The 18,533-nt window shown below is 65.7% G+C and carries 12 protein-coding genes; 8 read left to right on the top strand and 4 right to left on the bottom strand.

Translation table 11 applies throughout. From position 1 onward, the window contains the following. Nucleotides 1-230, top strand: a 230-nt coding sequence (locus ACLPJJ_RS10590; protein WP_443590943.1) for a hypothetical protein, incomplete at its 5' end; no start/stop codon positions are given. On the opposite strand, the gene uvrA is transcribed toward ACLPJJ_RS10590, so the two are convergent. Beyond that, the gene (uvrA, locus tag ACLPJJ_RS10585; protein ID WP_443590942.1) at nucleotides 220-3,102 is read right to left on the bottom strand and encodes an excinuclease ABC subunit UvrA; all 2,883 of its coding nucleotides are present in this window, start codon (nucleotides 3,100-3,102) and stop codon (nucleotides 220-222) included. The two genes, ACLPJJ_RS10590 and uvrA, sit on opposite strands and share 11 nt — an antisense overlap. A gap of 136 nt (nucleotides 3,103-3,238) precedes the next feature. Between uvrA and ssb the strand changes: the two genes are divergently transcribed. Further along, nucleotides 3,239-3,727, top strand: coding sequence for a single-stranded DNA-binding protein (gene ssb / locus ACLPJJ_RS10580; protein WP_443590941.1), 489 nt, complete (start codon nucleotides 3,239-3,241; stop codon nucleotides 3,725-3,727). Nucleotides 3,728-3,857: 130 nt separating this feature from the next. After that, nucleotides 3,858-4,745, top strand: a complete 888-nt coding sequence (locus ACLPJJ_RS10575) for an S-methyl-5'-thioadenosine phosphorylase (protein WP_443590940.1) — start codon at nucleotides 3,858-3,860, stop codon at nucleotides 4,743-4,745. A 43-nt stretch (nucleotides 4,746-4,788) separates the two neighbouring features. Here the strand turns inward: ACLPJJ_RS10575 and ACLPJJ_RS10570 are convergent, their stop codons facing one another. Continuing rightward, the gene (locus ACLPJJ_RS10570; protein WP_443590939.1) at nucleotides 4,789-6,513 is read right to left on the bottom strand and encodes a methyl-accepting chemotaxis protein; all 1,725 of its coding nucleotides are present in this window, start codon (nucleotides 6,511-6,513) and stop codon (nucleotides 4,789-4,791) included. 202 nt (nucleotides 6,514-6,715) lie between these two features. Continuing rightward, nucleotides 6,716-8,449: a 30S ribosomal protein S1 gene (gene rpsA / locus ACLPJJ_RS10565; RefSeq protein WP_443590938.1), complete on the bottom strand. Its 1,734-nt coding sequence runs from the start codon at nucleotides 8,447-8,449 to the stop codon at nucleotides 6,716-6,718. Between the two features lie 231 nt (nucleotides 8,450-8,680). Here rpsA and ACLPJJ_RS10560 point away from each other — a divergent pair, with 231 nt between their 5' ends. Genes ACLPJJ_RS10560 through ligA form a run of 3 tightly spaced genes read left to right on the top strand, consistent with a single transcriptional unit; the run spans nucleotide 8,681 to nucleotide 13,245 of the window. After that, nucleotides 8,681-9,550, top strand: coding sequence for an outer membrane protein assembly factor BamD (locus tag ACLPJJ_RS10560; RefSeq protein ID WP_443590937.1), 870 nt, complete (start codon nucleotides 8,681-8,683; stop codon nucleotides 9,548-9,550). 6 nt (nucleotides 9,551-9,556) lie between these two features. Then, nucleotides 9,557-11,236: a DNA repair protein RecN gene (gene recN / locus ACLPJJ_RS10555; protein WP_443590936.1), complete on the top strand. Its 1,680-nt coding sequence runs from the start codon at nucleotides 9,557-9,559 to the stop codon at nucleotides 11,234-11,236. Then, nucleotides 11,233-13,245 carry an NAD-dependent DNA ligase LigA gene (ligA, locus tag ACLPJJ_RS10550; protein ID WP_443590935.1) on the top strand — a complete coding sequence of 671 codons (2,013 nt, stop codon included), beginning with the start codon at nucleotides 11,233-11,235 and terminating at the stop codon, nucleotides 13,243-13,245. The genes recN and ligA overlap by 4 nt, the downstream gene beginning before the upstream one ends. On the opposite strand, the gene ACLPJJ_RS10545 is transcribed toward ligA, so the two are convergent. Further along, a complete protein-coding gene (locus ACLPJJ_RS10545) occupies nucleotides 13,242-13,766 on the bottom strand; it encodes an OmpA family protein (protein WP_443590934.1) in 525 nt (174 codons plus the stop codon). The genes ligA and ACLPJJ_RS10545 overlap by 4 nt on opposite strands. Nucleotides 13,767-14,009: 243 nt before the next feature. Between ACLPJJ_RS10545 and ACLPJJ_RS10540 the strand changes: the two genes are divergently transcribed. Together ACLPJJ_RS10540 and ACLPJJ_RS10535 are read left to right on the top strand one after the other, a co-directional pair. Beyond that, nucleotides 14,010-14,684 (top strand): MarC family protein, encoded by a 675-nt coding sequence (locus tag ACLPJJ_RS10540; protein WP_443590933.1) that lies wholly within the window; start codon nucleotides 14,010-14,012, stop codon nucleotides 14,682-14,684. A 68-nt stretch (nucleotides 14,685-14,752) separates the two neighbouring features. Continuing rightward, nucleotides 14,753-18,514 (top strand): glycoside hydrolase family 99-like domain-containing protein, encoded by a 3,762-nt coding sequence (locus ACLPJJ_RS10535; RefSeq protein WP_443590932.1) that lies wholly within the window; start codon nucleotides 14,753-14,755, stop codon nucleotides 18,512-18,514. The last annotated feature ends 19 nt before the right edge of the window (nucleotides 18,515-18,533 follow it).

The raw sequence follows: 18,533 nt of genomic DNA, 5'->3' as shown, positions 1-18,533 counted from the left end.
AGCTATCGCTGGCACCGCAACTACCGCTTGAGGGTGCATATCCGGATATTCCGCTGCATCGGCGATTTTACAATGTCGCAGGTGGAATCGTCGGGTTTAAGGTGAAGACGGACGCGCCCGGCATAGCTGCGGAACTCGCCCCCCTTCACCTTAAACCCGACGATTCCACCTGCGACATTGTAAAATCGCCGATGCAGCGGAATATCCGGATATGCACCCTCAAGCGGTAGTTGCGGTGCCAGCGATAGCTTTTTTCCGCATTTTTACCGGCTTGAGCAGCGGTTTGAGGAAGCGCCCGGTATAGCTCTCCGGCGCCTCGGCGATGTCTTCCGGCGTGCCGGTGGCGATGATGCGCCCGCCCCCTGCCCCGCCTTCCGGGCCTATGTCTATGATGTGATCGGCGGTTTTGATCACTTCGAGATTATGCTCGATGACGACGATGCTGTTGCCGGCGTCCACCAGCGCGTGCAGCACCTCCAGCAGCTTGCGCGTATCCTCGAAATGCAGCACGGTGGTGGGTTCGTCCAGGATGTAGAGCGTGCGGCCGGTGGCGCGGCGGGCCAGCTCCTTGGCCAGCTTGATGCGCTGCGCCTCGCCGCCCGAGAGTGTCGTGGCCAGCTGGCCGAGCTTGATGTAGCCAAGGCCGACGCGGACAAGGATGGAAAGCCGGTCGTGGATTTTCGGCACGGCGGAGAAGAAGACCAGCGCCTCGTCCACCGACATGTCCAGCACATCGGCAATGGATTTACCGCGGAACTTCACCTCCAGCGTCTCGCGGTTGTAGCGCTTGCCCTTGCAGGTGTCGCAGGTGACGAAGACATCCGGCAGGAAATGCATCTCGATCTTCAGCACGCCGTCGCCCTGGCAGGCCTCGCAGCGCCCGCCCTTCACGTTGAAGGAGAAGCGCCCAGGCTTGTAGCCGCGGGCGCGGGATTCCGGCATCTCGGCGAACCAGTCGCGGATGGGGGCGAACAAATCCGTGTACGTGGCGGGGTTGGAGCGCGGGGTTCGGCCAATGGGGGACTGGTCGATGTCGATGATCTTGTCGAGCTGCTCCAGCCCCTCGATGCGCTCATGCGGCGCCGGGACCTCGCCCGAGCCCATGAGGCGGCGGGAGATGGCCTTGTAGAGCGTATCGACCACCAGGGTGGATTTGCCGCCGCCGGAAACGCCGGTGACGCAGGTGAACACGCCGAGCGGGAATTCGGCGGTGACGGTCTTGAGATTGTTGCCGCGTGCGCCGACGATTTTTATCATGCGGCCGTTTTGCAGCGGGCGGCGAAGCGGAATGGGAATGGAGCGGCGGCCGGAGAGGTAGTCGCCGGTGATGGAGGCCGGGTTGGCCTCCACCTCCTTGGGCGTGCCCTGCGCCACCACATGGCCGCCATTGATGCCGGCTTGCGGCCCCATGTCGATGAGATGGTCGGCGGCGCGGATCGCGTCCTCGTCATGCTCCACGACCAGGACGGTGTTGCCTAAGTTTTTCAGCCGGTTAAGCGTGCCGAGCAGGCGTTCATTGTCGCGCTGGTGCAGGCCGATGCTGGGCTCGTCCAGCACGTACAGCACGCCGGTAAGGCCGGAGCCGATCTGCGAGGCGAGACGGATGCGCTGGCTCTCGCCGCCGGAGAGCGTGGCCGAGCCGCGCGCCAAAGTGAGGTAGTTCAGCCCGACATCGAGCAGGAATTGCAGACGCTCATGGATTTCCCGCAGGATTCGCCTGGCGATTTCCAGACGCTGCGGGGTGAGCGTATCCGCCACCGTGTCGAACCAGGCTTTCGCGCTGTCGATCGACATCTCCGCGACCTCGGCCAGGTTCCTGCCCGCCACCTTCACCGCTAGCGCCTCGGGCTTGAGGCGCGCGCCGTTGCAGGCGGCGCAGGGGCGCTCGGCGTGGTAGCGGGAAAGCTCCTCGCGTACCCAGGCGGAATCGGTTTCCTTCAGCCGCCGTTCGAGATTCCTGATGACGCCCTCGAAGGGTTTTTCCACCGTGTAGGCGCGGGCGGAGTCCTTGTAGGTGAATTTCACCTCGTCCTTGGTGCCGTACAGGATTTTGTTCCGCACATCATCAGGCAGGCGCTCCCAAGGCGTGGCCATCTTCACGCCGAAATGCTTGGCCAGCGAGGCCAGCGTCTGGTCGTAATAGGGCGATTGCACGCCGGACCACGGGGCAATGGCGTTATTGTCCAGCGCGCGCTGCTCGTCCGGCACCACCAGATGCGGGTCGAAATAGATTTCGTGGCCCAGACCGTCGCAAACCGGGCAGGCGCCGTGCGGGGAGTTGAAGGAGAACAGGCGGGGCTCGATCTCCTCGATGGTGAAGCCGGAGACCGGGCAGGCGAAGCGCGAGGAGAACACGGTGCGGGCGCCGGTATCCGCGTCCTCGGCATAGACGATGCCGTCGGTAAGCCCCAGCGCGGTCTCGAACGAATCGGCGAGGCGCTTTTCCAGGCCGGGCTTCACGACCACGCGGTCCACCACCGCCTCGATCTCGTGCTTCAGCTTCTTGTTCAGCGCGGGCGCCTGGTCGATCTCGTAGAGCTTGCCGTCGATCTTGGCGCGGGTGAAGCCCTTGCGCTGCAGCTCGGCCAGCTCCTTCTTGTACTCGCCCTTGCGGTCGCGGATGACCGGCGCCAGCAGCAGCAGACGCGTGCCCTCAGGCATCGCCATCACCCGGTCCACCATCTGGCTGACCGTCTGCGCCTCGATGGGCAGGCCAGTGGCGGGCGAATACGGCACGCCGGCGCGGGCCCAGAGCAGGCGCATATAGTCGTGGATCTCGGTGACGGTGCCGACGGTCGAGCGCGGGTTCTTCGAGGTGGTTTTCTGCTCGATGGAGATGGCGGGGGACAGGCCCTCGATCGAATCGACATCGGGCTTGCCCATCAGCTCCAGGAACTGGCGGGCATAGGCGGAGAGCGATTCCACGTAACGGCGCTGGCCTTCGGCGTAGATGGTGTCGAACGCCAGGGACGACTTGCCCGAGCCGGAGAGGCCGGTGATGACGGTGAGCTGCTCGCGGGGGATCTGGATGTCGATGTTCTTTAAGTTATGTTCGCGCGCGCCACGGACGGTAATGAACCCCGCGCCCTTGTCTTCCGCCATGCTGCCCCCGATGTTCCGGCAATGTTCTTGTAGGATATGGGGTCGGCGGCTATAAAGCAAACCCCCCTGCCGCGCGCTGGTTTATTTGCGGCAGATGCGTTAAACTTGAAGACAATTTCTGGTTGAGGAGGTCCGTGTGGCTGGTAGTGTGAACAAGGTGATTCTGGTGGGCAATCTGGGCAAGGACCCGGAAGTCCGCAACGCGCAGTCGGGCCTGAAGATCGTGAATCTCACCGTCGCGACCTCCGACACCTGGAACGACAAGATGAGCGGCGAGCGCAAGGAGCAGACCGAGTGGCACCGCGTCGTCATCATGAATGACCGTCTGGGCGATGTGGCGGAGAAGTACCTGCGCAAGGGCTCGAAGGTGTATATCGAGGGCAAGCTGCAGACCCGCAAATGGACGGACCAGTCCGGTCAGGACCGCTACACCACCGAGGTGATGATCGGCCGCTTTGGCGGCGAGTTGGTGCTGCTGGACAAGGCTGGCGGCAATGCCGGCATGGGCGGGGACGATTACGCGCCCGCGCCGCGCGCCGCCGCCCCCGCCAAAGCCCCGGCCCGCGCCGTGGGCGGCTGGGACACGCGCCCGGGCAACGACCTTGACGACGAGATTCCGTTCTAACAGGGCGCGCAACCCGCATAAAAAGGCCGCATCCGTGCGGCCTTTTTTGCGTCCGCCCCGCCCGGCATGGCCAAGCTCCGCAAAAAACCGTAAAGCGGCGCCGTATTTTACCGTTTTGGGGATCAGAATCATGAGCGGAGCAAAACAGCCGGTGATCGGCATTATCGGCGGGTCGGGGCTGTATAACATCGAGGGCCTGACCGATACGCGCTGGGAGAAGGTGGAGACGCCGTGGGGCGCGCCGTCCGACGAGCTGCTGATCGGCCAATTCCAGGGCACCAAGGTGGTGTTCCTGCCGCGCCATGGGCGCGGGCATAAGCTCTCGCCCTCCAGCCTGAACTACCGCGCCAATATCGACGCGCTGAAGCGCGTGGGGGTGACGGACATCATCTCCATGTCCGCCGTGGGCAGCCTGAAGGAAGAACTGCCGCCGGGGCATTTCGTCATTGTGGATCAGTTCATCGACCGCAGCTTCGCGCGTGAGAAGAGCTTCTTCGGCCCGGGCTGTGTGGCGCATGTCTCCATGGCGCACCCCACCTGCGGGCGCATCGGCGACGCGCTGGAGGAGAGCATAAAGGCGCTCGGCCTGAGCTATACCCGCGGCGGCACCTATCTGGTGATGGAAGGCCCGCAATTCTCCACCCTGGCCGAATCCAACCTGTACCGCAGCTGGGGCTGCTCGGTGATCGGCATGACCAACATGCCGGAGGCCAAGCTCGCCCGCGAAGCCGAGATGGACTACGCCACCGTCGCCATGGTGACTGATTACGATTGCTGGCACGAGGACCACGACGCCGTGACCGTGGACCAGGTGGTGAAGGTGCTGCTGGGCAATGCCGACAAGGCGCGCTCCGTGGTGAAGGAGGTGCTGCCGCGCCTCTCCGCCCCGCGCACCGCCTGCCCGCATGGCTGCGACACGGCGCTGCAATACGCGCTGATCACCCCCCCGGAAGCCCGCGACCCCGCCGCGCTGGCCAAGCTGGATGCCGTGGCCGGGCGGGTGCTCAAACAGGGCTGAAGGAACAGGCGCCGCCCAGCTTTATGGGCGGCGCCACCTGCCTTTATGCCAGCGCCATGGCCTTCCGGCCTGCGGTGGCGCGGCGGGCTGGCGTGGAGCTTGCGGCAACCACCGGCGATGCCCCGGTGCTGAATTTGCCGAGCAGCGCCATGATGCCCTCCACCTCCTGGGTCAGGCTCTGCCCGGTGGCAGCGGCCTCCTCGACCATGGCGGCGCTTTGCTGCGTCATCTGGTCCATCTGGTTCACAGCCGAATTTATCTGTCCCAGTCCTTGCGATTGCTCGCTCGTGCTGGCGGCAATCGCGCCGACCGCAGCGTTGATGCTGACGACATGCTGGGCGATACGCTCCAGCGCCTCCCGGGCCAGCCCCACCGCCCGCACACCGGCGGCAACCTCGGCGCCAGAGGCGTTGATGAGGGTCTTGATCTCCTTGGCGGCATCGGCCGAACGCTGGGCCAAGGCGCGCACCTCCGTTGCCACCACGGCGAAGCCGCGCCCGGCATCGCCGGCCCGCGCCGCTTCCACGCCGGCGTTCAACGCCAGCAGGTTGGTCTGGAAGGCGATTTCATCGATAACGCCAATGATCCGGCCGATCTGGGCGGAGCTCGTGTCGATCTTGTTCATCGCCTGCACCGCCTCCTGCACCACGGCCTCGGACGCGCTGGTGTCACCCGTGGCGGCGCGCACCACCTCGTTCACCTGGGCGGCGTTTTCGGCGGTCTTGCGCACCGTGACGGTGATCTCGTCGAGCGCCGCGGCCGTCTCCTCCAGGCTGGCGGCCTGGCGTTCGGTGCGCTGCGACAGCTCATCGGCGGACTGGCTGACCGTGCCGGCACTGCCGCTAATGGCATTGGCAGATTCGCCGACAGCGCGCAGCGCCTCGCACAGTGCCACGGCAGAGGTGTTGAAATCCACCCGCAGCCGGTCGAGCGAGGGCATCAGCGTGGTCTCGATACGCGCCGTAAGATCGCCACGCGTCACCCGCTCCAGCGCGCCGGCGACGATGCCGACATGCTCCATGCGCTCGCTCAGGTCGGTAGCGAATTTCACCACCTTGGTGGCCTTGCCGGTGGCGTCGAAGACCGGGTTGTAGCTGGCCTGCAGCCAGATGGCGCGCCCGCCCTTGCCGATGCGGTGGAACTCGGCGGAAAGGAACTCGCCCCGGCGCAGACGGGTCCAGAAATCCTGGTATGCAGGGCTAGCGGCGTAGGCTGGTTCGACGAACATGCTATGCTTGCGGCCGATGATCTCGTCCCGGCCATAGCCGAGCGCTTGCAGGAAATTCTCGTTGGCGGTGAGGATGGTGCCGTCCAGCGCGAATTCGATGACCGCCTGCGAGCGGTTGATGGCGGCGAGCAGGCCCTCATCATTGACGGCCTTGAGCTTCTCCTTGGTGATGTCCAGCGCCAGCTTGACGATCTTGTGAATTTTGCCGTTCCGCCCGCGCACCGGGGTGTAGGAGCCGCGCAGCCAGATTTCGTCGCCGGACTTGGTGCGGCGCGAAAATTCGCCGGAATCGAACGTGCCGGCGCGCAGCTTCTGCCAGAATTCGCTATAGGCGCCGCTTTGCGCCTCCTCCCGCCCGACAAAAATGCGGTGGTGCTGGCCGATGATCTCATGTGCCGAGTAGCCCATGGTGCGCAAAAACACATCGTTGGCGGAAAGAACGGTGCCATCCGGCTTGAATTCGATGACGGCGAAGGATTTGGCGAGCGCCCGCAAGGTCTCAGCGTCACGATAGGCGCACAGCGGGTTCAATGATGTCATCGGACGGCGGGCTCCTGCTTGGATATAAAGACTGGCTTATCTAGCCCACGATCTAGTGAACAAATGCTTATCAATGCCACGCCGCCGGAAGACTCCCTGGCCGCAACATTCTGAATTCGGGCCAAAAAAAAGCACCCCTTTCGGGGTGCTTTTTCTGGTCCTGACAGATGCAGGGGGCCTCTCGGCCCCTTGCCCTGAACGATCAGTCCTCGACCTGCTGGTTGCGGCGGCGGATGGCCGCACCCAGGATGTCGCCCAGCGAAGCGCCGGAGTCGGACGAGCCGAACTCGGTGATCGCCTGCTTGTCCTCGTCGATTTCCTTGCCCTTGATGGTCAGCTGCAGCTTGCGGGCCGCGCGGTCCACCGCGGTGATCTTGGCATCGACCTTGTCGCCGACGGCGAAGCGCTCGGGGCGCTGTTCACCCTTGTCGCGCGCCAGTTCGGCGCGGCGGATGAAGCCGGTCAGCACGTCGTCAACCTTCACTTCGATGCCGTTGCTCTGCACAGCGGTAACGACGCAGGTGACGATCTGGTTCTTGTGGATGCGATCCAGCACGCCAGCGGCCGGGTCGACCTCAAGCTGCTTGATGCCGAGCGAGATGCGCTCCTTCTCCACGTCCACGTCGAGCACCTTGGCCTTGACGACCTCGCCCTTGGCGAACTTGGCAATGGCCTGCTCGCCGGTCTCTTCCCAGGAGAGGTCGGACATGTGGACCATGCCGTCGATCTCGGCGCCAACCGCAATGAACAGACCGAACTCGGTGATGTTGCGGATCTCGCCTTCCACGATCGAGCCAATCGGGTGCTCGTCCTGGAACTCTTCCCACGGGTTGCGCTGAACCTGCTTCAGGCCGAGGCTGATGCGGCGCTTGGAGGCGTCCACGTCCAGCACGACCACTTCCACTTCCTGCGAGGTGGAGACGATCTTGCCCGGATGGACGTTCTTCTTCGTCCAGGACATCTCGGAAACGTGCACCAGGCCCTCGACGCCTGCTTCCAGCTCCACGAAGGCGCCGTAGTCGGTGATGTTGGTGACGCGGCCGGAGACCTTGATGCCCGGCGGGTACTTGGCTTCCACGCCCTCCCACGGATCGGCCTCAAGCTGCTTCATGCCGAGGCTGATGCGCTGGGTGTCCGGGTTGAAGCGGATGACCTGCACCTTGACCGGCTGGCCGATGGTCAGCGCCTCGGCCGGGTGGTTGATGCGCTTCCAGGCGATGTCGGTGACATGCAGCAGGCCGTCCACGCCGCCGAGGTCCACGAACGCGCCGTAATCGGTGATGTTCTTCACCACGCCGTCGAGGATCTGGCCTTCCTTCAGGCCGTGGATCAGCTCGGAGCGCTGCTCGGCGCGGGTCTCTTCCAGAACCGCACGGCGGGAGACGACGATGTTGCCGCGCTGGCGGTCCATCTTGAGGATCTGGAACGGCTGGGAGACGCCCATCAGCGGGGCGACGTCGCGCACCGGACGGATATCGACCTGGGAGCCGGGCAGGAACGCCGTGGCGCCGCCGAGATCGACGGTGAAGCCGCCCTTGACGCGGCCGTGGATCACGCCGTTCACGCGGGTCTGGGCCTCGAAGGCCTTCTCCAGCTGGGTCCAGGACTCCTCGCGGCGAGCCTTCTCGCGCGACAGAACCATCGAGCCGTCTTTGTCTTCGTAGCGCTCGATGTAGAGGTCGTACACGTCGCCGGCATGAACTTCCGGCTTGGCGCCCATGGGCGCGAATTCGCGGAGCGGCACGCGGCCCTCGCTCTTCAGGCCGACATCGACAATCACGTAGTCATCGTCGATCCGGAGCACCGTGCCGGTAACGACGGAACCCTCGAAGCCGCCGCCGGCGCCGAGGGAGGAATCGAGAAGAGCAGCGAAATCATCGGCCCCGGCATAGGCCGGCGCGTCCGAATGACGGAGGGCGTGAGAAATGGAAGCCATGTGGCTGAAAATGTCCTTAAACATACGGGCACGGCGGCCCGGTGGGGTATGCGCAGCCTGGATTGCAGGCAACGGCTAGAGCATCCCGGGCGCTTTGCCCCGGAATGTCCGGTTGGAGATGGCGGTGTCTTAGCCCTGCCGCAGGGGAAGTCAAGCAAATACACCGTTAGGTGGCTAAGGGCGGTTCCCGAGGCTTCGCGTTCCCGGATTAACTGCTATAAGCCGCACGCGATGACAAAACTCTGCTCTGGCCTTTTCCGCGTCTCCCTGCTCGCCCTGGCTGTCGGCCTGGCCGGGTGTTCCAGTAAAAACAGCGCAGCCAATAGCGGGGAGTTCCCCGGCGGCGTGGTTCCGCCGGCGGATCAGCTCTACGCCCAGGGCGTGGAACACATGCAGAAGGGCGAGTACGACAAGGCCGTCAAGGATTTCGACGCCGAGGAGGAGAACTACCCCTACTCGACCTGGGCCACCCACGCCCAGCTCCTGGCCGGCTACGCCCAGTACAAGCAGCAGGATTACGATGACGCGATCAGCTCGCTGACCCGCTTCATCGGCCTGCACCCGGAAAGCTCCGAAGCCGCCTACGCCTATTACCTGAAGGCACTGTGCTATTACGAGCAGATCGAGGACGTGCAGCGCGACCAGACCACGACCTTCGAGGCGATCCAGACGCTGCAGGACGTGATCGACCGCTTCCCCGACAGCGCCTATGCCCGCGATGCGCGCATCAAGCTGCGCCTGGCGTATAGCCGCCTCGCCGGGCATGACATGGATATCGGCCGCTTCTACCAGAAGCAGCATCTCTACGGCGCCGCGATCGGCCGCTACCAGGACGTGGTGGACAACTACCAGACCACCACCTTCGCGCCCGAGGCGCTGGAGCGCCTGGTGGAATGCTATCTCGACCTCGGGCTGACCGACGCCGCGGTGCGCACGGCCTCGGTGCTCAGCTACAACTACCCCGGCAGCAGCTGGTACCAGACCGCCTATGGCAAGCTGAAGGACCACGGGCTGGCAACCGCCGCCAACGAGACCCAGGCCGGGACCGGCAGCAACGCCCCGCCGCCGCCTGCGCAGCACCACGGTTTCGGGATCTTTTAACCCCGCATGCTCAACAGCCTCTCGATCCGCGATGTCGTGCTGATCGAGCGCCTGGACCTGCATTTCGAGGCGGGGCTGACCGCGCTCACCGGCGAGACCGGCGCGGGCAAGTCGATTCTGCTGGACAGCCTGGGCTTGGCGCTGGGCGCGCGGGCCGATGCCGGGCTGATCCGCGCAGGCGCCGAGCAGGCCGTGGTGGCGGCGAGCTTCTCCGTGGGCGAGGGCCACGCCGCGCAGGCGCTGCTGGGCGAGCACGGGCTGGATTCGGGCCCTGAGATTTTTGTGCGGCGCATCGTGGCGCGGGATGGACGCTCCCGCGCGCTGGTGAACGACCAGCCGGTGAGCGTGGGCTTCCTGAAGAAGCTCGCCGGGTTGCTGATCGAGGTCCAGGGCCAGCACGAGCAGGTCGGGCTGGCGGACCCGGCGAACCATATCTTCCTGCTGGACGCATTCGGCGTGCCCCCTGCCCCGCGCGAGGCCGTGGCGGCGGCGCACAAGGCGTGGCGCGAGGCTGCGGCGCGGCTGAAAGAGGCGGAGCGGCGGATCGAGGAAGCCGCGAGGGAAGAGGATTTCCTGCGCCACGCGGCGGATGAGCTGGCGAAGCTGAACCCGGTGCCGGGCGAGGAAGACGCCCTGGCCGGGGAGCGCCTGCGCTTGCAGGCCGGAGAGCGCCGGGCCGAGGCCATCGCCAGCGCCATCGCCGAGCTTCGCCCCAAGGACCGCCGCGCCTCCGGCCCCGCCGCCAGCCTGCGCGCCGCGGCCCGGGCGTTGGGCAAGGTGACGGTGCCAGCCGGCCATGTGAACCCGGCTGGTCCCGCCATGGCGGCGCTGGAGCGGGCCGAGGTCGCACTGGCCGAGGCCGAGGATTTTCTGGAACGGCTGGCCGCGGCGGAAGAGGACGACCCGCGCGCGCTGGAGGCCACCGAGGAGCGGCTGTTCGCCCTGCGCGCCGCCGCGCGCAAGCATGGCGTGCAGGTGACGGAGCTGCCGCATTTCTTTGCCGCCTTGCGCGCCAAGCTGGCGGCGCTGGAGAGCGGCGTGGCGGACATCGCGGCGCTGACAGCGGAGACGGCGCGGCTGCGCGCCGATTACGTGGAGAAGGCGGCTTCGCTCTCCGCCTTGCGCGAGGATGCGGCGCGGCGGCTGGAAGCGGCGATCGGTGCCGAGCTGCCGCCGCTGAAGCTGGAACGGGCGCGCTTCGTGGTGGAACGCGCAATGCTGCCGGAAGCGCAATGGGGGCCGCGCGGCGCCGATGCGGTGCGGTTCCTGATTGCCACCAACCCTGGCGAGACGCCCGGCGCGTTGGACAAGATCGCCTCGGGCGGCGAACTCTCCCGCCTGATGCTGGCGATGAAAGTGGTGCTGACCGGCGGCGGCTCGGTGGAGACGCTGATCTTCGACGAGGTGGATTCCGGCATTGGCGGCGCCACGGCTGCGGCTGTGGGCGAGCGCCTGGCCCGCGTGGCGATGGGCGTGCAGGTGCTGGTGGTGACGCACTCCCCGCAAGTGGCGGCGCGGGGCGCGGCACAGCTGCGCGTGGCCAAGCGCGTGGCCAGCGACCGAGCGGTGACGGAAGTGGATGTGCTGGACAGTGAGGCACGGCGCGAGGAGATCGCGCGGATGCTGGCTGGGGAATTTGTGACGGATGCCGCAAGGCAGGCGGCTGAAAGCTTACTACGGATATGACTGCAAAAACCAAGCTCCAGGCGCTGCTCGAAAAGATCGAGGCGGCGAACGAGGCCTATTACGAGCGCGATTCCCCGGAGATGACCGACGCGGAATACGACGCGCTGCGCCGCGAGGCGGAGGATATCCTCAAGGCGCATCCCGAGTTGCGCGAGGAGGCACATGTGCTGGCGCGGGTTGGCGCGCGCCCGGCCACGGGGTTTGGCAAAATTCGGCACCGCACGCCGATGCTCTCGCTGGACAATGTGTTCAGCCAGGAGGAGTTCGCCGAGTTCTGGCAGGGCAAGCGCCGCTTCCTGGGGTTGGATTCGGCGTGGGTTTTTGTGGCGGAACCGAAGATCGACGGTTTGTCCATCTCGCTCACCTACGAGGGCCGGAAATTTGTGCGCGCGGCGACACGCGGCGACGGCACCGAGGGCGAGGACGTGACCACCAACATGCTCACACTGCGTGAGCTGCCGCGCGAGCTGCCGCATGACGCGCCGGATTTCATCGAGATCCGTGGCGAGGTTTACATGACCAAGGCGGATTTCCTGGCGCTGAACGAGAGCAGCCCGGACAAGCAATTCGCCAACCCGCGCAATGCCGCCGCCGGGAGCCTGCGCCAGCTCGATCCCGAGGTGACAGCGAAGCGCAAACTCTCGCTGTTCGCCTACGCCCAGGGCGAAACCGCGACGCCGGTGGCGGACACGCATTGGGGGTATCTCACCACGCTCAAGCGCTGGGGGTTCAAGGTGAACCCCCTCTCGGAGCGGGTGGACGAGGGGGACGCCGAAGCGTTCCAGGCGCGCATCGGCGCCGAGCGTGCCGAGCTGCCCTATGACATCGACGGCGTGGTATACAAGGTGAACGGCCTCGCCTTGCAGGCGCGCCTCGGCTTCGTGGGCCGCGCCCCGCGCTGGGCTTGCGCGTGGAAGTTCCCCGCCGAAAAAGCCAGCACGGTGCTTGAGGACATCGAAATCCAGGTGGGCCGCACCGGGGCGCTGACACCGCGTGCGCGGCTCAAGCCGGTAAATGTCGGCGGCGTGCTGGTGCAATACGCGACGCTGCATAACGAGGATGAGATCGCGCGCAAGGACGTGCGCATCGGCGACATTGTGGAGTTGCAGCGCGCAGGCGATGTGATTCCGCAGATCCTCGGCGTGCTGAAGCGCGGCGAGCACACGCACCCGTTCAAATTCCCCACCCATTGCCCGATTTGCGGGGCGCTGGCCGTGCGCGACACCGACGAGGCCGTGCGCCGCTGCACGGGCGGCCTCTCCTGCCCCGCCCAGGTGGTGGAGCGGCTGATCCATTTCTGCTCGCGCGGGGCGTTCGACATCGAGGGCATGGGCGAGAAGACCGTGCAGGAATTTTATCAGGCCGGGCTGCTAAAAAGCGCGCCGGATATCTTCGCCCTGCCCCGGCATGAGGATGAAATCGCGCAGCGCGAGGGCTGGGGTGAGGTTTCCGCCGCCAAGCTCACCGCCGCCATCAACGCCCGGCGCGAGATCGGGCTGGAGCGCTTCATCTACGCGCTCGGCATACGGCGCATCGGCGAGAACAACGCCAAGCTGCTGGCGCGGCATTATGGCAGCTATGCCAATTGGAAGGCGGGGATGATCGCGGCGCGCGAGATCGGCTCCGATGCGCGGCTGGAGCTGGGCTCGATCTCCGGCGTCGGCCCGACCATCGCAACCGACCTCGTGGCGTTTTTCGACGAACAGCACAACCTGGACACGCTGGCAGCACTCGAGCGCGCAGTGACGGTGCAGGACGCGGCGAGTGCTGCCGTCTCCAACTCGCCGCTGGCGGGCAAGGTAATCGTGTTCACCGGCACGCTGGGCATGGCCCGGCCGGAGGCGAAGGCGCGGGCCGAGGCGCTGGGCGCGAAGGTGACGGAGTCGGTCTCGAAGAAGACGGATTTCGTGGTGGTGGGCGAGGATGCGGGCTCCAAGGCGAAGAAGGCCGCGGAGCTGGGGATACGCATGTTGACGGAACAGGAGTTCAGGGAGATGGCGGGGTTTTAGGGGCTCTGCGGATTGAAGCCTTGCACCGAGGTGATGGCATTGCGGTTCTGGGCCCAAGCCGCCTCGTCATGGCCCGCGGCAACCGGGCGGTCCTTGCCGTAGGAGATCGTCTTAATATGGTTGGGCGCCACGCCGTTGGCAATGAGGTAATCCCGCGCGGCGTCGGCGCGCTTTAGGCCGAGGGCGAGGTTGTAGGTTTCGGTGCCGCGCTCATCGGCATTTCCGGCGATGAGGATTTTGTTGCTCGGATATTTGGCGAGCCATGCGGCTTGGCGGTTGAGGAGCGTCTCACTAGCCACGATTTTGCCGCATGCCGGGCCGTGTGGGGTCCAAATCTGGAGCGCTTCCGGTCCCGTGATCGTGCTGCATTTGTCCTTCGTCAGCATCGCACTGTCGAACGAGAAGAACACGCGGTCGCCGATATTCGCCAGTAAATCCACCTCCGAGCCTGGAGACGGCCCCCAATAACAGCCGCACTCCCCCCGGACAGATGTCACCGGCGCGCAGGCGGTGAGGAGCAAAAAGACGGCGAGCAGGGGGCAGGGTCTTGCGCATGGCGACAACACTGCATGCTGTTAACGAAGCGCCAAGATGGATCGCCACGGGCGCTGCGCGCCCTCGCGATGACGCGGCGCGGCGGGAGATGCCCGCTTTCGCGGGCATGACGGGTGGCGGCGCGGGCGGAAGTTGGGGTAAGGAGGGGCGGAGCTGGGGATACGCATGTTGACAGAGCAGGAATTCAGGGAGATGGCGGGGCTGTGACTATGTTCGCCAGCATCCTCTCCGCGTTCCTGCTCGCCTTTCCGGCCCTGTTTTCCATCGTCAACCCGCTGGGCGGGGCGATTATTTTCCATGAGGTCACGGCAACGCAAAGCCATTTGCAGCGCGTGATCCTGGCTCGGAAGGTGGCGCTGTACTCGACCGGGGTGATGCTCATCGCCCTCTGGGCCGGCACGTACATATTGAGCTTCTTTGGCATCTCGATGAACGCGCTTCGCATCGCCGGCGGCTTGGTGGTGGCGGTGCGCTCCTATGAGATGCTCTCCGCCCCGGACAATACCGCAGCGCGCAAACAGCGCGAGGCGGCGCCGGTGAGTAGCGCGATTACCGAGGATCTGGCCGGCTACGCCTTCTTCCCCCTTACGCTGCCCTTCACCACCGGGCCTGGGACCATCGCCGTGGCGGTATCGCTCGGCACGGCGCGGCCGGATTTGCTGCCGAGCATGGGCGGCTTCTATGCCGGCGCCTCCCTCGCCTGCCTGACCATGGCAGTGCTGATTTGGTTGTCGTACAGCATGGCGGACCGCATCGCCGCCGTGCTTGGCCATTCCGGTCAGCAGGTAGTGGCGCGCATCGCCGCCTTCCTGCTCCTGGGCATCGGCGTGCAGGTCCTGCTCTCCGGCATCGTGCCCGTGCTGCATGCGGCGGTGAGCAGATAAGCGGGTTTCGCTTGCGCTGTGCTGCTGTTCTCGCCACCAGGGCGTGACAAACACCGCCCCGCGCAGGCATGATGCGCAAGGAGGGCTTTGGTTTGGCGGCGTATCTGAAAGCGGAAATCGAGATCATCCGGCGGAGCGGGCTGTTTCTCTCGCCCTGGTATCTGGCGCAGCACCCGGCCCCCGCCGCCAGCGGCGATGATGGCGTGGCGCATTTCTGCGCCGAGGGCTGGGCCAATGGCGCGCGCCCCAACCAGTATTTCGACCCGGCCTGGTATCTGGCGCGCTACCCGGATGTCGCCGCCACCGGGATCAACCCGCTGCTGCATTACATCATCGCCGGGGAGGCGGAGGGGCGCGATCCCTCGCCGCTGTTCCACACCGCCTGGTACCGCGAAACCTACCGGCTGGGGCCCGGCGAATCCTGCCTGCGGCATTTTTTGGAGCGGCGCTGCACCGGGCAGGTGAGCCCCGTGCCGGTGTTCGACGCCGCCTGGTACCTGGAGAACAACCCGGACGTGGCGCAAGGCGGGGCGGATCCGTTCGAGCATTTCCTGCTGTTCGGCGTGACCGAGGGGCGCAGCCCGGCGCCGGATTTCGACCTGAAATTCTACATCAACCGCTACGGCACGATGCTGGGCGGAGAGAACCCGCTGCTGCACTATCTGGCGCACCGGCAGAGCGGCATGTTCCTGCCGCAGCGGCCGGAGCAGGAAGGGCTGGTGCCCGCGGCGGTGCGGCGCGCCACCCGCCCTGCCCCGTATTTCGAGGAATTCCAGCCCGCCCCCGCGCATGCGAAGCGCAAAGCGAAACTGCTGGCCTATTACCTGCCGCAATTCCACCACGTGCCGGAGAACGATGCCTGGTGGGGCAAGGGCTTTACCGATTGGACGAATCTCGGCCGGGCGCTGCCGCGCTTCATCGGCCATGTGCAGCCGCGCATCCCGCGCGACCTCGGGCATTACTCGCTGGACGACCCGAACACGCTGAAGCGGCAGATCGAGATGGCCAAGAGCGCAGGGCTGGAAGGCTTCGTGTTCTACACCTACTGGTTCAACCGGCACCGCCTGCTGGAAAAGCCGCTGGAGCAGTTTCTCGCAGATAAATCCTTTGACTTCTCCTTCTGTGCGATGTGGGCGAACGAGAACTGGACCAGGCGCTGGGATGGGTTGGAGCGCGAGGTGCTGATCGCGCAGGAGTATCTGGAAGAGGACGACCCGGCGCTGATCGCGCATTTCGTCCGGCTGTTCGAGGACCCGCGCTATATCCGCATCGATGGCCGGCCGCTGCTGATGATCTATCGCATCACGCTGATCCCCGACGCGACGGCGCGCATCGCCAAATGGCGGCGCATGTTCAGCGAGTTGCATGGCGAGAGCCCGCTCATCATCATGGCGCAGAGCCTGGGCGATTACGACCCGGAGCCCTACGGGCTGGATGGCGCGGTGGAATTCCCGCCGCACAAGCTGAGCCAGGAGACAAAGCGGATCAACGACACGCTCACCCTGCTCGACCCGGATTTCTCCGCTACGGTGCATGACTATGCCGATATCGCGGAGACATCACTGAAGCTGCCGGTGCCAGATTATCCCTTGATCAAAACCATCGTGCCGGGCTGGGACAATGACCCCCGCCGCGAGGGCAAGGGCCTGGCGCTGCATAACGCCACGCCCTCGCTATACCAGGACTGGCTCGAGAAACTCATTGACTACACCGCCGAGAATCCATTCTACGACGAACGGATCATCTGCGTAAATGCCTGGAATGAGTGGGCCGAGGGCGCGTTTCTGGAACCGGATGTGCATTCGGGTGCTGCCTTCCTCAACGCCACCGCGCGCGCCATTTGTGAGCGGGACGTGGCGGAATTCTCCGCCGGCATATTGCTCGTGGGGCATGACGCGCAGGCCCATGGCGCACAATTGCTGCTCCTCAACATCGCCCGCAAGCTGAAGCGCCAATGGGGCATCAAGGTGCATCTGCTGCTGCTGGGCGTTGGCCCGCTGCTCGGCAGATATTACGAGACCGCCGAGGTGAGTGTCGCCTACGACAAGACGATCATCGGCAATCTGCTCGATAAATACAAAGCGATGGGCATACGCGCCGCCATCGTCAACTCCGCCGCCTCGGCGCGGGTGGTGCCGTGGCTGGAGCAGCGGGGCATAAGCGCCACCATGCTGGTGCACGAGATGCCGCAGCTGCTGAAGGAGTACAACCTGGAGATCCAGGCGCGGCTGGGCGCGGGCGCTGCGAGCAACCTCGTGTTTTCCTCAGGCTATTTGGGGGACAAATTCGCGGCGGCGGTGGAGCTGCGGCGTGAGAACGCGGTGGTGCTGGCGCAGGGCAATTACCAGGAGATGCGCTTCGACGAAGCGGCGCGCACGCGCATCCGCCGCGAGCTGGGCATACCGGATGAGGGCTTCCTGGTGCTTGGCGCCGGGTTCGGGCATATCCGCAAGGGGTTCGATCTCTTCCTGCAAATGGCACGGACGTTGGCGGCGCGGCGGAGCGATGTGTATTTCGTCTGGGTGGGCGACATCGAGTTCATGCTGCGCACCTATCTCGCCCCCGAGATGGAGCGCGCACAGGCCGCCGGATGTTTCACGCACATCCCTTATACTGAGCGCGTGGCGGAATATTTCTCCGCCGCGGATGTGCTGGCGCTGACCTCGCGCGAGGACCCGCTGCCGACGGTGGTGATGGAGGCGCTGGCCTGCGGCGTGCCCTGCGTCGCCTTCGACGAGAGCGGCGGCATCCCTGAGCTGCTGCGCCGCGAGCAGGCCGGGCGCGTTGCCAAGCCCGCCGATGCCGAGGATTTCCTGACAGAGCTGGCCAGCCTACTGGACCATGAGACGCTCGACGCCCTGCGCCCGCGCCTCTCTGCCATGGCGGCGCGGAAGTTCGAGTTCGGGGCCTATGTGCAGGAGCTGCTCCGCCTGGCCACACCGGCGCTGAAGACGGTGAGCGTGGCGGTGCTGAACTACAATTATGCGCGGTATCTGCCGGAGCGGCTCACCACCGTGTTCGCGCAGACCTACCCGGTGCAGGAGGTGCTGCTGCTGGACGATGCCTCCCGCGATGATTCGCTGGCCGTGGCGGCGGAACTGGCCGAGGCTTCAGGACGGGAGCTGCGCGTGCTGGCGAACAAGAAGAATGCCGGGGTGTTCGCGCAGTGGAAGCGCGCAGCCGAGGCTGCCTCGGGCGAATTCATCTGGCTGTGCGAGGCGGATGACGCGGCCGATCCGCGCTTCCTCTCCCGGCTGGTCGAGGCCATGGCGGGGGCGCAAACCCCGCTGCTCGGCTTTACCGACAGCCGGGCCATCGACGAGACCGGCATGGAGGTGATGCCGGACTACCAGTCCTACTACTTCGCCTGCGGGGTGAGGGAGCTGGCTTGCTCGGGCATCTGGAAGGCGCGGGAGTTCGCGGCGCGGATGCTTTCCGTGCGCAATCTCATCCCGAACGTGAGCGCCGTGCTGTGGCGGCGCGAGGCGCTGCTGAAGGCGCTGGCGGCAGTGCCGGAGTTGGAGGAATGGAAGCTCGCCGGGGATTGGCGCCTGTATCTGGCGCTGCTCGCGGGCCAGGAAGGCGAGTTGGTGTACATCGCCGAGCCGCTGAACACGCACCGACGGCACGCGAGCGGGGTCACGCAATCGCTGGATGCCGGGGCGCATCTGGCCGAGATTCGGCGCATGCACGCGCTGGCCGCCGAGGCGTTGAACCTGCCCGAGGCGCGTCTGGCCGAACAGGCCGAGGATTTCGCCCGGCTGGAGGCGCAATTCGCGCGCGCAGCAAAAAAACCGGTGAAGCCAGTTGCCAGGCGGCGCAAGGTTTGATTGAACCGCAGCGTTAAAC

The organism is Acidocella sp. (genome assembly GCF_052326845.1).
Classification (GTDB): Bacteria; Pseudomonadota; Alphaproteobacteria; order Acetobacterales; family Acetobacteraceae; genus Acidocella.
The sequence above is the reverse complement of the archived record's forward strand: the minus strand, read 5'-3'. Positions and strand labels throughout refer to the sequence as shown.